Source organism: Zobellia uliginosa (genome assembly GCF_018860745.1).
Taxonomy (GTDB): Bacteria; Bacteroidota; Bacteroidia; order Flavobacteriales; family Flavobacteriaceae; genus Zobellia; species Zobellia uliginosa_B.
In genome coordinates this window covers 277934-294196 of record NZ_JAHKPY010000002.1, presented here as the reverse complement: position 1 = coordinate 294196, position 16263 = coordinate 277934, and the positions used below count along the sequence as shown (strand labels likewise).

Below are 16263 nucleotides of genomic sequence, written 5' to 3'. Positions count from 1 at the left end.
AAATAAGGGCAACAATTAATTTTATTTGTTTCTTATTACTTCAAACCTTTTCGTAATCCAAATTCTTATTGTGTACAGTAATAATTAAGACTATGTTTAGGATTATATACACTTAAAAATATCAGTTATTCTTACCGAACGTACTTTATCAAAACCCAGGTTGCTTTTAGATAGTATTTCTAAAAAGGTCTATCCAAAGGTTACTATTGAGAAACAGATTTGCCTAAGTATATTTATGCTGTTGTTGTCTCTATTTTCCGTTGCCCAGACGGAAACCTATTTTCAACATTTAGATAGTAATGATGGCCTTTCCCAAAATGACGTTCTTGCTATTCACCAGGATAGTTACGGTTATATTTGGATTGGTACTGATGATGGCCTCAACCGTTATGATGGTCGTAATTTTAAAAAATTCAAACCTTCTCCTAAAAATCCGTACGCCATTAGCGGTAACCTTATAAGTACTATTGCAGAAGATTCATTAGGTAATCTATGGATTGGCACCTCTGGGTACGGCATAAATTTTTACGAAAGAAACACCGGTAGGTTTTACGTTTTAACGACGGGTAAAAATAATACTAGTGGTCTTGCTTCGGATTTTATCAGGTCTATAATCGTGGATAGAAAAAATAGACTCTGGATAGGTACAACCAAGGGTTTACAAGTTGCTAGAAATGCAAGCGATTATAAAAACATAATTTTTAACTCTCCTTTTACGGAGAATCATCATACTTTAAAAACAATACCATCTACCATATTTGAAGATCAGCAAGGTGCCGTTTGGATAGGTACCCCTTCCGGTCTTTTAAAAACCGAAGCAGAAGACAAAGCTGCTATTCCCCAAATTAAGCAGGTATACAGAGATACTATTACTGTACGAGAGATTGCTCAAAACACCAACGGTCAAATGGTTTTTGCAACCTCCAATGGTATTTATACCAAAGTTAAATCTAAAAAACCTGAAGATTTACAACTTAAAAAAATAGCAGAACAAGCTATTCTAAAAATGGCTATCGACTCTAAAAATAGACTTTGGAGCGGCACAAAAAACGGTTTGGACCAATACCGATTAAAACTGGATACTTTAATTCTAAAAGAACACCACGATACCAGTTTTGAAAATAAAGCAAGCTTAAGCTCTAATTATATAAGATCATTACTCATAGATAAAACCGGAATTTTATGGGTTGGCACCTTTGGAACCGGAATAAATAAGTTGGACTTAAACGGTAAGCAGTTTAACCATTATGTGGGTGATTTACGTACAGGAACATTGGGCCATAATATTGTTAAATCTATTTATGAGGATAGCAATGGTACGCTTTGGTTTGGAACCAGAGGCGGATTAGGCATGTTGCTAAAAGAAGAAAGCGATGGTACTTTCACCCATTTTAGGGCCATAGAAAAGGTAAACTCCGCCTTTTGTATGAATGAGATTGAAATAGATGATCGAAAAATATTGGAACTGGGCAACTCGGGCTCGCAGGGCGTATATCAAATAGACATTACTGCCCCTTCTAAAAAACCTAAGATAAAATTTAGCGGTAAAACCAACTCTACCGTTTTTAGCATGTGTACGGATAGATTTGGGCAAGTATGGTACGGTACATATAGTAAAGGCCTCTTTCGTTCCGGAGAAGCTCCATATGAAAAATTGGATAATTTTGCTGATAGCTTCAATTTTTCCAGCAAAATTATCCGCACTATAATTGAGGATAGCAAAGGGAATCTTTGGGTAGGTACAGGAAAGGGCTTGAACAAACTTTCTGCCGATCAACTCCAAGATGAACACCCGGAGTTTAAATATTATGCTGTTATTGAAAATGATTCAACCAGCATAAGCAACAATTACATCTTACCTATATTTGAAAGTTCAAAAGGCACCATCTGGATAGGAACATTGGGTGGTGGCCTAAATAAATTCATTGACGATAAGACCACTGGTAAAGAATACTTTAAGGCCTATACCGAGGCAGATGGATTACCCAACAACGTAATTAAAAGTATTGAGGAAGATAATGAGGGAAATCTGTGGATATCTACCAACAGCGGCATTTCCAAATTTAATCCTTTAAATGAAACGTTTAAAAATTACGATGTTGAAGATGGTTTACAGAGTAATGAATTTGAAGAGTTGACCTCCCTGAAAAAATCTGACGGTGAACTCATTTTTGGTGGCGTAAACGGTTTTAATGCTTTTTACCCCCGAACTATAAAAGAAAACACGATACCTCCTGAGATTCATATAGATCGTTTTTTGCTCAACAATAAACTGGTTTCACCCAACAGAAAAATTGATGGTAAAGAAATTATAGATCATACCATTTTAACTTCTGAGGAGATAAACCTTAATTACAATGAGAATAACATTTCTTTGGGGTTCTCTGCACTACATTTTTCGTCGCCTAACAAAAACCAATCTCAGTATAGATTAAAAGGTTTTCAAGATGATTGGATAGAAGCTCCGGTCAATAGAAATTTAGTTACATATACCAATTTAGAGCCCGGTACTTATAGTTTTGAAGTTAAAGCCGCCAATAGTGATGGATTTTGGAACTTACAACCCGATAGGTTGCAAATAATTATTGCCCCTCCTTTTTGGAAAACAATTTGGGCATATGCCATATACGTGCTCTTGGCAATTTTGTTACTGTATACATTTGGCAAGTTTACCTTAATTAGAATTGAGGAGAAACATCAGCTGAAGATGGACCATCTTACCAAACAAAAGGCCGATGAACTCAACAAAATGAAAATGGAGTTTTTCACCAATGTTTCACATGAGTTTAGAACACCACTATCATTACTAAATGCACCACTACAATTTTTAGAAAAAAACAATGATATTATTGAGCCCAAAGAGCGCCTAAACCAATATAGGCTAATGCAAAAGAACTCTTCTTTGCTATTACGTCTTGTTAACCAATTGCTGGATTTTCAGAAAATAGAACAGAAAAAAATGGTTCTTGAAGTGGGTTATTTTAACATTCTAAAAAACATAAAAGAAATTAAAGAATCTTTTGATTTCTTGGCCAAAAACCGCTCTATTCAATTTTCATTGAATTGTGAAGAAGATGAACTCATTACCTGGTTCAGCCCCGATGCTTTGGAAAAAGTCATGAACAACTTGCTTTCCAATGCCTTTAAATTTACACCAGATGGTGGTGAGATATCTGTGGTTATCAGCAACATATCCAAAGAGATAAATAATCAAAAAGAAGAATTCGTTAAAATCGAAGTCCGTGATAATGGTAACGGTATTTCTTCCGCAAGTCTAGAAAAAATATTTGACCGGTTTTTTAATGATGACAGTGCAGAAAACAGAAATACCTATGGTATGGGTATTGGTCTTGCACTCACAAAAAGCTTGGTACAACGGCATCATGGCGAGATTATAGTTGAAAAGGGAACTAAGAAAGGAGCCAATTTCATTTTCTTCATTCCCAAAAAATTCGATTTTTATAAAGACGATAAGATTATTGGGGCTGAATCTACCAAAGCAATGGTACATCCTAATTTAGACCACTTGAAAGAAGTGAATTTCAAAACAGAAGATGAAGATGAAATTATAACAACAAATGAGAAACCAATTCTTTTGGTGGTAGAAGATAATGCTGATTTAAGGACCTTTATTAAAAGTGGACTTTATAAAAAATACGAAATATTGGAAGCCGAAAATGGCCAACAAGGGCTTGATATTTTAAAAGTACATACTCCGAATATTATAATAAGTGATATAATGATGCCTACTATGGATGGGATATCGTTTGCCAGAGAAGTAAAAAAGCAAGTAGAGTATAATCATATTCCCATTGTTTTTCTAACTGCCAAAACAGATGATGACACCCAATTGCAAGGCCTTAAGATAGGTGTTGACGATTACCTCACTAAGCCTTTCAATTTAGAACATTTGGAAGTGAAGCTGAATAACATCATGCGCTACCGTAAAGATTTGAGAAATTATATACAGCGGGAAGTTTCGATTTCTCCCAGTGAAATTAAAATTACTTCACCAGACCAAGAATTTTTAAACCGGGTTATTGAGTTATTGGAAATGAATATTATGGATGCGGAGTTCAATGCAGAATCTCTTACCGCTGCACTTGCTATGAGCCGTAGTGCAGTTTATAATAAATTTAAAGAGTTTACCGGTCTTTCTACTGGCGAGTTTATTAGACGTTTTAGATTAAAAAGAGCTAAACAGTTATTGGAATCTACGGATCTTACCGTAAAAGAAATTCTTTATATGTCCGGTTTTAACACTGCTTCCTACTTCACAAAATGCTTTAAAAAAGTCTATGGAGAGCTTCCAAAAGAATACCAAGCAGCAAGACGCAAAACCATTAAACCTGCAAATGAATCTCTATTGTAATTTAACTGATATGTTTTCTTTAATATAGATTTTAAAGATGACTTTTATCTACTCGTACAAACTTAGTTTATTCTTTAGTTTGATCATTTCGTTATTGGCTTCCTCTATACGCTCCAATAAACGCGTAATGACCTCTACTCCCTCTAAATTTATATTAAGGTCAGTATGCAGTCTGAGCATTTTTTCGGTTTTAGGGAGCTCTTCCATAGGAAGGTACAAACTGTTGCTGCGTTCAATAATATGAACAAGGCCAAATTCGTTCAGTTGAGTTATGACCGTTGTAGAAATACTATGACCATTGCAGAACTCCGTTACCGATACATATTCTTCTTGTTGCATAATCTTAGTTTTTAAAGGATGCTAATTGTTTGAATAGTTCTTTCTCCTTATCCGACAGATTGGTGGGGGTTTGAATGTTATAAGTTATATAAAGGTCTCCGTACTGGCCTTCCTTTTTATAAATAGGAAAACCTTTACCTTTTAATTTAACCTTGGTGCCTGTTTGGGTTTCTGGCTTAATTTTAAGTTTTGCTTTACCGTCAAAGGTATCCACGGTAATTTCACCACCTAGAATTGCAGTATACAAATCTACTTCTACGTCCTTATACAAGTTGTTACCATCTCTTTTAAAAGAGGTATTATTATCTATGATAAATTTCAAATACAAATCTCCTTTAGGGCCACCGTTACGACCAACACCACCATGACCGGGAATTTTTATGGTCTGTCCATTTTCGATTCCTGCCGGTATGGTTAGTCTAATATTCTTACCGTTAACGGTTAGCGTTTGTTTTTGAGTTTTATAAGCGTCACGTAGGTTTAAGCGCAGTTCTGCGTTTAGGTCCTGGCCTCTAAACCTAGTTTGCCTTCCCCCTCCCGCGGAATAACCGCCTTGTGAAAATCCCCCACTACCCCCAAACATGGATTCAAAAAAATCAGAAAAATCACCTCCACCAAAATCTTGACGAGCGCCTTGCCCTGTACTTCCTCTGGAACTCCTCTGTTGCGCTTTTGCTTTTTCAAACTGCTCGGCATGCATCCAGTCTTTCCCGTATTGGTCATACTTTTTGCGTTTTTCGGGATCTCCTAAAACCTCATTGGCTTCATTAATTTCCTTGAACTTTTTTTCTGCGGTAGCATCGTTAGGGTTCACATCAGGATGATACTTTCGTGCCATTTTCCTGTAAGCTTTTTTAATATCTTTTTCACTAGCACTTTTGGTTATACCCAAAACCTTATAATAATCTATATAATCCATCTTTATATCAATTTAAAGAATGACGCTAATCACACTATGAAATTAACTAAAAATCAGCGCTAGGTCAAGCCTTTTGAAGATTGTTTTTGGTTGATAAAAAATATAAATAAGAACACATGATTACGGTCATTTTTTAAAAATAATACACAAAAAAAAACATAGGCCAGTAGTTTGAACGTTTATAGCACCACCCATGGTTTAAGGTCAATAAAAGAAGTGTTTTGTACAACCTTATAAATGCGATTTAAACAAGAACAGAAACTAAATTATTTTTCTACAGGTTTATAAATCCTAATCCAATCTACCTTAAACGTATTATTTTCAATATGTTCCAATTCCTTATCTGTAGGTGTATAGGTTTCAGATTGCAAACCAGATAAGGGCGTAGACCGCCATGTTTGGTCTTCGGTATTAATAATGATATCCATTTCTTTACTGAGACCCGTCCGGGTATCTAAATCCTTATTGCCAGGGTCTGTCGTGTTCGTAAAAAATTCGGGATCAATAGTATCTTTCCCAGATACTGTTCGTACTAAAACCCCATCTATGTAATATTCTAAATACCATGGGTTCTTCCAATACACGCCATAGGTGTGGAAAGCTTTGTTCCAAACCGTACCATCATGAAACCATGTACCCGCATCTTTGGGCTGATAATCTTGAAACGGTTCCCTTATAAAAACATGATGACTAATGTGTACTCTTTCTGCAAAATAAGACTGTTCTTTTTGAGCACTATCTGAATAGTCCGCCCCATATGCCTCCAGAATATCTATCTCCTGAGTGTCATCTGGACTCAATAACCAGACGTCTGATGCTAAAGTAGAATTCATAACCTTTGCTTTAGCTTCTATATAAACAGGATAAATTACACGGTTTTTTGAGGTTATACACCCCATATTAATTTTATCCGAACCTGGTTTTCTTGTGGCCCACATTTGTAATTGCCCATCTAGTACCTGAGAATGCTCTCTTTTCCATTCCGTAAGACCGGGTCCGCCCCATTGGTTATGAAAAAAATCATCCCATTTTTCCAAAAAATCATCTCCTTTGTTATCGGCCGGAGATTGATATTCAAAATTATCGGACATTTCTTGAAACTCCCAAATCATGTCCGTTCCGGCATTTGCAGGCACAGGAATTTCTTTCCAGTCAACTTCTTGGGTCACTTCTTGTGAGTTTTCTGGCTCCCTTTCCTGTTCTTCCGTTTCTTCGTTCTGCTCAGTCTCTACAGGTAATTCTGTTGAATTGTCAAATTTTGAATTAGTACCACAACTATAAAACAAGGCACAACATAGGACCAACTTAAAGTGGCTTAAGTACATATATTTAATCTTTGATATTAATAAAAGGATATTGAATAAAAAGGGAGAATCTTTCAATTCTCCCTTAAACTTAAACAAACATTACTGTGGGGATTACGGTCTTACCTCTTTCTCTACAATGGAAAAATTGTCATAGTAAACAGTCATATCAGTAGTCTTTGCGGCATTAGTCAAAATTCTGAGATAGAATTGAGATAAAGGAGTGGTACTCTGATAGTCTGCAGTGTGAGTTGTCCACTCACCAACTGGATGTGCAAAATTATTCCAAAATTGGAAACCCCAATTTTGTAATAAAAACAGGCCTGAAGTAGCTCCATCAGAATCAACAGCACCAGGTGCAATATACATATCATAAGAAATGACATATGTTTTCTCAGCTTCAAAAATAATCGGATTTTCAAATGGCGCACCGGCTTCGGCATTATCTTGACCTGCAGCAATTTGCAATTTTAAACTATAGGCTCCCGTTGCAGCTTGCTCTGTAGAATATTCCGCAACTCCCTTGTTACTCCAGAAAGGCACCCAACTATCTGCCCCAGTTTCCAATCCTGCTATTGCCTCAGGGATCAGGTTTACCGTGCTCATAATAACAGGTTCATCCGTAAATGGTAGGGCTTCCCTAGTATCCGTAGATTCTATAGTTCCACCTGCGTACGAAACTGTAATTACATCTGGCCTGTAGATCGGTTCCGTTAACTTAATATCAAGCTTTGTGGCATCATCAGTATTTACTCCTACTGAAGCTATTTCAAAAGCTTCTCCGTTCACCATAACCGTAAAGAACTCTTCTTGGCCACCAAAGGTGGTAAACTCTCCATTGTAAGGTACTTGAATGGTCTCATCTTCCTGTTCTCTTATATCTCCTGTCAGTTCAAAAGGTTTAGAAGATGGTATAACTCTTATTGGTGCATTAATAGCATAGTTGGCAAAATCTCCCGGAATGTTCTGTCCCGAACGAGAAAGGTTCATAGACGCTCTAAAACTCCCCAATTTGTTAAAAGCTATATTGGCTAGAGAATCACCACTGCTATTTACAATAGGATTGTCAGCAACTTCTTCACCGGGTTTTAAAGCCTTAACTATATTCCATGAACGCCCAGTTGGCTCACCAATAGTAGATAAATCCGTAAATTCCAAAGTATTACCAGCTTCAATATAAATAGTATCATTTGCTTCATGGTTTACCGTTACCTCTCCATTTCTAACCTTTATCTTAGGTACTAGTTTTGGATATACTTTAACAGTAAAGGTCGTGTCAATGACATAGAGGTCTCCTTTTTTGACCGCAGCCATTTCATAATCTTCTCCTGCGCGATTTCCTTTAAAAGTCACCATTTCATTAAAGGTATTATACAGCCTAACTTTTTTCATTCCTGAGGTCTGGAAAAGTACATGCACGGTTTTTTCAAAAGAAGAAGTTACTCTAGGTTCAATTATAAAACGGTCTAATATAGAATCTGTTCTATCAATTGGTCCTTCAAGAAAGACATCTGTACTCTCTATTTTCCATGAATGGGACTCCTCACCTTGAGAAAGATCCGTGAAAGACAAATAATCGTCTAAATTAATCTGAAGATCATCTGCTGTACCCTTGCTCGTATAAAACCCTACGTCCGAAAAAGGAAAAGGAGCCTCGTATTCATTATCGTCACACCCTACGAACAGGAGGGCCAAGACAGCTAAAATTCTTATTACGTTTTTCATTTTATGCTTTTTAAATTTCTTGTTTTTGCATTTTATTTGGAGCTTTAATCAGAATTATATATTAATTACCCAATTGCGGATTTGATATAATTTCTGTATTAGGCAAAGGCCAATAGGCATGCAATGCGGGATTGTAGTTCGCAGCTGCTTCTTGAAATTCGTTCCAATTCTCATCAATATCTGGGTCTCCTGCGGGAAGTTCTTTTACTATTGAAGCCCATCTGGTTACTTTTTCTCCCTTTTCATCCAACAGTTCATAATGATCGGCAGCGTACCTTTTTTGAGCAAGCTCTTGAAAGCGTTGCGCTTTTACCCCCCACCTTCTGAGGTCAATATTACGATTACCATCTCCTTCTGCCGAAAGCTCCAATGGCAACTCTGTATACATTAAATGTTCCATTAACGTTTGTTCATCGTACATCTTATTGTCATGGTCATTGGTCGGGAATTCACCCGTACCATTCAAACCTAAGAGCTGAACGCCGGATCTTCTTCGTACTTTATTAATATAGACCAGGGCTTGGTCTATATTACCCAGTTTTATCTGGCATTCTGCGTACTGCAGATAAATTTCAGCTAAACGAATTAAACGCTCGTTAACACCTGACCTAACCTTACCAGGAGATAATTCTTCTTCGGACCGCGTAATATCCCAATTGGTGTGTTTTCTCCAAAAAGCAGTCATACGCACATTAAAATTTGAGGCCTGCCCGGTTTCATCTCTAAGATAATACCCCATTTCCTTATCATCTACCAATGCAACGGACCATGATGTTCTTAAACTGAACTTTCTAAAACTTTCATTTCCTTCTGCATCAATCACCATATTTCTAGGATCCGAGAAATCTAATGGCTCATTTCTATATTTTAAGATCAACCAGTTGGCAACTACCGCTCCAAACCATTTACCGTCTCCACCGGTAAATTGTCTAACGTATGCTGCATTTGCAACGTCTCTACCGTCCCAAGGCCCTAATTCATTCTTAAATTCTAAAGAATAACCTACTTCTAGAATAGATTCTTCATTGAACTCGTCCATGGTAGTGAAATTACTCCCGATGTTCGGGGTTAGAGAATATCCAAAATTATCTATCAAATTTTTAAAAAGTACAGAGGCTTCTTCATAGTTCCCTTCATATAGGGAGGACTGTCCCAGGACTGCAATAGCAGCACCTGCAGTTACCCTTCCTTGATCATTACCTTCCCATTTTTTAGGTAAATTATTTGCAGCAAACAATAAATCTTCTAAATAAAATTTCTTAACATCTTCAGCCGGTGATACCGATTGATAAAACTCACTTTCTTCTATAGGTACAAAATCATAAATTGGCACTGCCCCCCCATTATAAGAATTGTAGAGATTAAAATACATGTACCCTCTTAAGAACCTTGCTTGCGCCAGAATAATCAGCCCATCTTCTTTCTCTTTTTCCGTGGTATAGGTTTCTTCTAAAGCAGCTGCTGCTTCAATAACTTGATTAGCTCTAAAAATGGCCGTATAGTTTGCACTCCACTTGTTATTGGGCACAGATGATGCATCATTAAAAACCTGTAGGTAATACTCGTTTGTATTATTGGGGCGTTGGTATCCACTGGACCATGCCAAATCCGTTCTTGCTAGTTCGCCTACTAAATTTATTGTATTGGAATTGGCAAAACCTTTGTACGTAGCAATAAGCCCTTGCTCTAAATCTTTATTATCCTTCCAAAAAGTTTCTGTAGAAATTTGATTTGGATTGGTCTGTTCCAGAAAATCATCTGAACAGCCCAAAATTGCCAACATAGGTACCAGTATAAAAAGTAGCCGTTTTGTTATCGTTGTTTTCATAACTATCATTTTTTCATTTTTTTTATCGGAATTGTTCATCTTCATTTTAAATTTCATTAAAATTCAATTTGAAGTCCGGTTCGTATCTGTGAACTTACCGGATACGTACCCTGATCAATACCACGGGTACTAAGCCCGTTGTTACCAACTTCTGGATCATAACCATCATACTTGGTTATGGTAAGTGGATTTTGAGCTGCCACATAAATTCTAAATTTTGTGATTCCCAATTTTTCTGTATAATCTCTTGGAACCGTATACCCTAAGGAAATATTACGTAACCTTACGAAAGTGCCATCGTCCAACCAATAATCCGTCTGTCCCCTAAAGTTGTTATGGGTTGCATTTCTGTTTACGGGAATGTCTGACGTGTTGTTTTGTGGTGTCCATTGGTATACCAAGTCTTGGTGGTTACCCACCTTATAAGCCAAGGCTTTATTACCGTTAATGATCTCAGCACCGAAGGATCCGTACCACTGCATAGAGAAATCAAGTGCTTTGTAATAGGCGGAAAAGTTAAAACCCATTTCAAAATCGGGAGTACCACTACCCATATACTGACGGTCTCCAATATCTATAGTTCCATTTTTATCAAAATCAACATACTTTAAATCGCCAATTTTTGCATCTGGAACAATAGCTTGGTACGTGGCCAATTCTTCCTCTGTTTTAATGGTTCCATCTGTCTTTACAAGAAAGAAAGCACCACCTTCATAACCTTCTGCCAAGGCTGAAACATAATCATTGTCATTATCATGCCCAGAAATACTACTATCATCAAAATATATAATTTTGTTGCTACCGCTCATTTTGGTAATAACGTTATCATTTCTAGTATAGGTTAAACCTGCATTCCAAGATAATTTACCAGAGTGGCGATAGTTCATTGCAAACTCTACGCCCTTATTGGTCATATCGCCTACATTTAAAACTACTTCCGCGTTATTCCCTCCCCCAGCAGTTGGTGGTAATAAAACAGGAAATAACATATCTTCTTTCTTGGTTTCGTATATATCTCCCGAAAGTGTCAACCTATTATCGAAGAAGCCCATATCAAAACCGGCATTCAAGGACACCGAAGTTTCCCAACGTACTTTTGGATTGGCAAAACCTGTTTGGCTAGCTCCCAAAAGCAAGGTTTGATTGGTTCCCGTGCCCAATACGTAATCATTATCCAATGTAATAGTTGGTGTATACGAATAATCAGCAATACCTTGGTTACCTGTAGTTCCCCTACTTGCCCTTAACTTAAATGAAGAAACCGAATTCTTTAATGGGTCCCAAAAGTTTTCGTCCGATACATTCCACCCTACGGAAACGGAAGGAAACACACCCCAAGGCTCTTCTTTAAAACGAGAAGACCCATCTCTTCTAACCGCTCCGCTTAACAAGTATTTTCCTTTGTAATTATATTGCAGTCTTGCCAACATACCTATTAAAGTGCTCTCGCGATCTTGAGTCCATTGATTGTTACCTGAACCCACATTTGGGTCTGAAGTTGCCCCGTTAAGCACAACTACATCATTGGAAGCCAAATCACTTTTCTCCGCAAAAAATTCTGAATAATTATACTTTTCAGAAGAATATACCCCTGTAAAATTGATATTGTGATCACCAAAACTTTTCTGATAATTCAATATATTCTCCCAAGTAAACTTCTTGGCCAGAGAACTCAAATTCCTAACTTTTGATCGTTGTGAGGTTACTTCTGTTCCATCATCCCTGTATGCCGTAAATTTAGGGTTGATGGTAATTCTAGTTCCGTTATCATAACTCGTTGCTATTCTTGAAGTAAATTTTAAGTTATCCGTGAAACTGTAGGTCAAACTTATATTTCCATCAAAATAATTGTTCTCTTGGTTATCCTCTTGTAAAAATCTATATCCTAAGTAAGATATGTTAGTGGCTCCATTACCTCCTGCCCCTGCGTTGTCTAAAATACTAGAACCTGGATCTATGTTTGGACTGTAAGAAGTATATTTTATAGCGTCTCTCAAAAGGCCCCATGGTGCATGCTCTCTATTTTCTACTCTAAAAGACAGACCTGTGGTTATATTCCATTTTCCTTTTACAAATTGCGTATTAGCCCTAACATTAAAACGATCATAACCAGAATTAATAATGACACCTTCTTGGTCAAAATAGTTACCCGTTACGTTATAGGTAAGACCATCTTTGCCTCCGGAGAGCGTTAGGCTATGGTTTTGAACAGGCGCCATATCATTTTGAATAACGTTTACCAAATCTGTATTATTGGTAAGGAAATGTGGACTTTGCTCAATCGTTGTCCACGTGTTACCATAGCTACTATTGTTCAACGCTGCACCCTGTAAAAACTGAACGTATAATTTGTCCTCAACATTAAGTAGTGGCGTTGCCGAAGTAATATGTTGCAAACCATAATAACTATCAATAGCTATTTTCATCTGGCCTTCTTTACCTTTCTTGGTAGTAATTAAAATTACACCTGCGGCACCTCTAGTACCATAGATAGCAGCAGAAGCCCCATCTTTTAAAACATCTATGGTTTCTATTTCATTGATACTCAATTTTGGATCACCATCAAAGGGAATACCATCTACTACATAAAGAGGTCTATTAGCTCCATTTATAGAAGTAAGTCCACGTATCATTACATTCGCTTCGGCTCCAGGAGCCCCAGAACTAGAGGTTACGTTTACACCCGCAATCTGCCCTTGTAACGCAGCACCAATGTCTGATGTTGCTGTTTTTAATAATTCTTCCGATTTTACCTGAGCTACCGCTCCCGTCAATTCCTTCTTTTTTTGTGCCCCATATCCTATGACCACTACTTCCTCTAATGCAGATACATCTTCTTGCATGATAACGTTAACGGTTTGCTTGCCACTAACCGCTATTTCCCGTTCCTTAAAACCAATATAACTGAATACTAAAATCGCATTAGATTCCGCATTTATGGTATATAGACCATCAAAATCTGTAACTGTTCCGTTGTTGGTTCCTTTTACCACAACACTTACTCCCGGTAAAGGCGCGTCATCTGCCGATACCGTTCCGCTTACTGTTTGAGATTGTGCAGCCCCTGTACTTAAACAAAAGACCAAGAACAACCCCATTCGGTAAGCGTGGGATTTAAAATGAAAAATGTGTTTGAAATTCATATTATTTTCTTGTTAGATTTAAATATGGACACATTAAAACAAAGTAGGTCAAACCTTATTTTAAAAGTTGATTTCAATATCAAATACTGTTATATTTTCTTAACTATTTGAGCTGAGACAAATAATGGCATCATACATTCCTATAGTTTGGTTATTGAGCTATCAACCTATAAGCGCACGACTATTTTTCAAGTTTTGAGTTTAGAAAATTGTTATTTGTTCAAAATGAAATTAATATAATGTCCGTTGTAATTTTTTTAGCAATTTTTGCCGAGAAACACCTTAGGAATAATTTGGTGGTTCATGATTCTTAGGAAAGTGTTTTTTTCTTTTCATAATTCGAGTTGGTTTAAAATGAGTAAAGTTTATTTATAGAATAATCAATAAAAGCGTACTAAAATTATGTATGCTTTATAACTGAGGTCCAAAATAGAGATATTGTTAATTTATACCTAAAAATAACAGTTGACAAAAACTTGACAAAATGAAAATAAATTTCAACTTTACACCTTTAAACTACCGTGGTTATTGGCCATTTTAAGCTTTTAAAGAAATTACTACACTACAAACAATACGTCTCTATAAGTGTTAAAATTTGCAGACTTACACTTACAACACAACAAATTTTATCCTTGAATCTTGCATAAAACAATGTTTATAAAAAAGAGTATCCGAACTGAAATTTGTTCTTTTTTTCTCTATAAAATTCATGTATTTATGGTGCTGAAAACTGTAAAAAAGACTTATAACACCATTGTGTCTTGAGTATAACAAATGGTTTTTGAAGTAACATATGATCAAAAATTTAAATATGTTGAATTAATTTCCGACCATACTAAATCTGTAAAAGTAATTTTTTTAAGAACGTGTTAGCGCCCTTTAGCCATTTCTAAAATATGACGGTTAGGCTAACTTTAGAAGCTAATTTTGAAAACAAAAGCATGTTTACCTACGGGTTCTTTTGGAAGAGTAATATGCAGGCCATCTTCTTTTCTAGAATATTTTAATTTTAAGGGGTATCCGAGCAGTTCTATAGATTTAATATCTCTCTGCAACATCTTATTGTTTGTACCCAAAGTTTTTATTAGAGTCTCACTAGACTTTGGCCAATCTAACTGTATGGCGTATAAAGTTTCATCTTTTACCGTAAATCGTATGTCCTCTGATGTATTATCAGCATTCTCTCGTTCACTTAAATGTCCTTCTGTTACCTTTGCAGGGCCTTCTCCATATACCTCCCAAGGGCGGGTTCCATAAATTGCTTCCCCATTTTGATCGAGCCACGCTCCTATTTCTAATAAGCGCTCTTTAACGGGTTCAGGTATTTCACCATTGGCCTTTGGAGTTATATTCAATAACAAACATCCATTTTTACTTACCACATCTACTAAAAAATCTATAATGCGGTTAGTACTCTTGTAATCCGGGTCGCTAATATCACTCCAGGCTTTCCAATCAATAGAATCATCTGTAAGCCAAGGAAAATCCTTCATTTCACTCATTCTGGCGCGTTCCACATCTAGAACGGCGGTTCCTTTTTTAAAATCATAAAACTTATATGTTGCTACTACCTCCTGATTATTTTTAACGCCATGGTTGTAATAATAAGAAAGAAATTCTTTACGGTATGCTTCATCAATCACATCCATCTTATTATCGAACCATACCAAGTCCGGATTATAGTTATCAACGATTTCTTTTAGCCGGGCCAACCAATCTTCATTGAATTTTTCATCACCCACTGGGTAATAGCGCTTAGAACCTTCATCAATCTCCTTGGTACTTAATGGATATTGAAAATCTCCTTTTTTCAATTTCGGGCCATACAAATCTGCATACTGCGGGTCTGATGCATCTGTAGATTCATCCCAAGTCGGGAACCATCCAAAAAGCCACTGCCTGTGGTATGTGGCTATGAATTTCATGTCCCTTTTTCTAATTTCTTTAGACAATTCTCCCATAATATCACGCTTGGGCCCCATGTTTTTAGCATTCCATCTGGTAAGCTTACTGTCCCACATAGCAAATCCATCTGCGTGTTCGGATACCGGCCCTGCGAATTTTGCTCCTGCCTTTTCAAATAAATCCGCCCATTCTGCGGCATTGAACTTTTTGGCTTTGAACATGGGTATAAAATCTTTATAACCAAACTCGTTTAATGGGCCATAGGTCTCTATATGATGCTCATAATAACGTTTACCCTGTTTGTATTCAGGGTTATTGGGTGAAGTATACATCCAGTGTGAATACCATTCATTTTCAAAAGCGGGAACCGAATAAGGTCCCCAATGGCAATAGATACCGAACTTGGCATCACGAAACCACTCTGGAGTTTTATAGGCCTTTAAAGACTGCCAATCGGCTTCATAAATATTTTCTTGTGCGTGCCCCAAATTCAAGGCCGTTATCAATACAATCACTAAATAAATTATTCTCATTTTTCTATAATTTTCCATCAACATTACACGGACAGTAGAAATCGCCCGTAGCTTCATAAAATTATGATTTTGGCAAATAACATTGTACAACATATGTTGATAAATAGCAATGTAAAGTTTATGTATAGTTTGGTTCTGGAGTAAAAATCTTTAAATTCGAAACCTTTCTATATGATGCCTAAATTTTTTAGAAGC

8 protein-coding genes are annotated in these 16263 nt (G+C 36.7%); 1 reads left to right on the top strand and 7 read right to left on the bottom strand.

Annotated features, from left to right (window positions below; all coding sequences use genetic code 11):
- The first annotated feature begins 160 nt into the window (after window positions 1–160).
- The gene (locus KO521_RS01995) at window positions 161–4372 is read left to right on the top strand and encodes a hybrid sensor histidine kinase/response regulator transcription factor (protein ID WP_215938232.1); all 4212 of its coding nucleotides are present in this window, start codon (window positions 161–163) and stop codon (window positions 4370–4372) included.
- A gap of 48 nt (window positions 4373–4420) precedes the next feature.
- On the opposite strand, the gene KO521_RS01990 is transcribed toward KO521_RS01995, so the two are convergent.
- From KO521_RS01990 to KO521_RS01960, 7 genes are all read right to left on the bottom strand, one after another.
- Complete coding sequence (locus tag KO521_RS01990; RefSeq protein ID WP_215938231.1) at window positions 4421–4711, bottom strand: chaperone modulator CbpM; 291 nt, start codon at window positions 4709–4711, stop codon at window positions 4421–4423.
- A 4-nt stretch (window positions 4712–4715) separates the two neighbouring features.
- On the bottom strand, window positions 4716–5630 hold the full coding sequence (locus KO521_RS01985) for a DnaJ C-terminal domain-containing protein (protein WP_215938230.1): 915 nt from the start codon (window positions 5628–5630) through the stop codon (window positions 4716–4718).
- A 266-nt stretch (window positions 5631–5896) separates the two neighbouring features.
- On the bottom strand, window positions 5897–6955 hold the full coding sequence (locus KO521_RS01980; protein WP_215938229.1) for a family 16 glycosylhydrolase: 1059 nt from the start codon (window positions 6953–6955) through the stop codon (window positions 5897–5899).
- A gap of 93 nt (window positions 6956–7048) precedes the next feature.
- Window positions 7049–8659 (bottom strand): hypothetical protein, encoded by a 1611-nt coding sequence (locus KO521_RS01975; protein ID WP_215938228.1) that lies wholly within the window; start codon window positions 8657–8659, stop codon window positions 7049–7051.
- A gap of 61 nt (window positions 8660–8720) precedes the next feature.
- Window positions 8721–10487, bottom strand: coding sequence for a RagB/SusD family nutrient uptake outer membrane protein (locus KO521_RS01970; protein ID WP_215938227.1), 1767 nt, complete (start codon window positions 10485–10487; stop codon window positions 8721–8723).
- Between the two features lie 56 nt (window positions 10488–10543).
- Entirely contained in the window at window positions 10544–13630 is a 3087-nt protein-coding gene (locus tag KO521_RS01965; RefSeq protein ID WP_215938226.1) for a SusC/RagA family TonB-linked outer membrane protein, read from the bottom strand.
- A gap of 914 nt (window positions 13631–14544) precedes the next feature.
- Window positions 14545–16125: an alpha-L-fucosidase gene (locus KO521_RS01960; RefSeq protein ID WP_252729814.1), complete on the bottom strand. Its 1581-nt coding sequence runs from the start codon at window positions 16123–16125 to the stop codon at window positions 14545–14547.
- Window positions 16126–16263 lie beyond the last annotated feature (138 nt).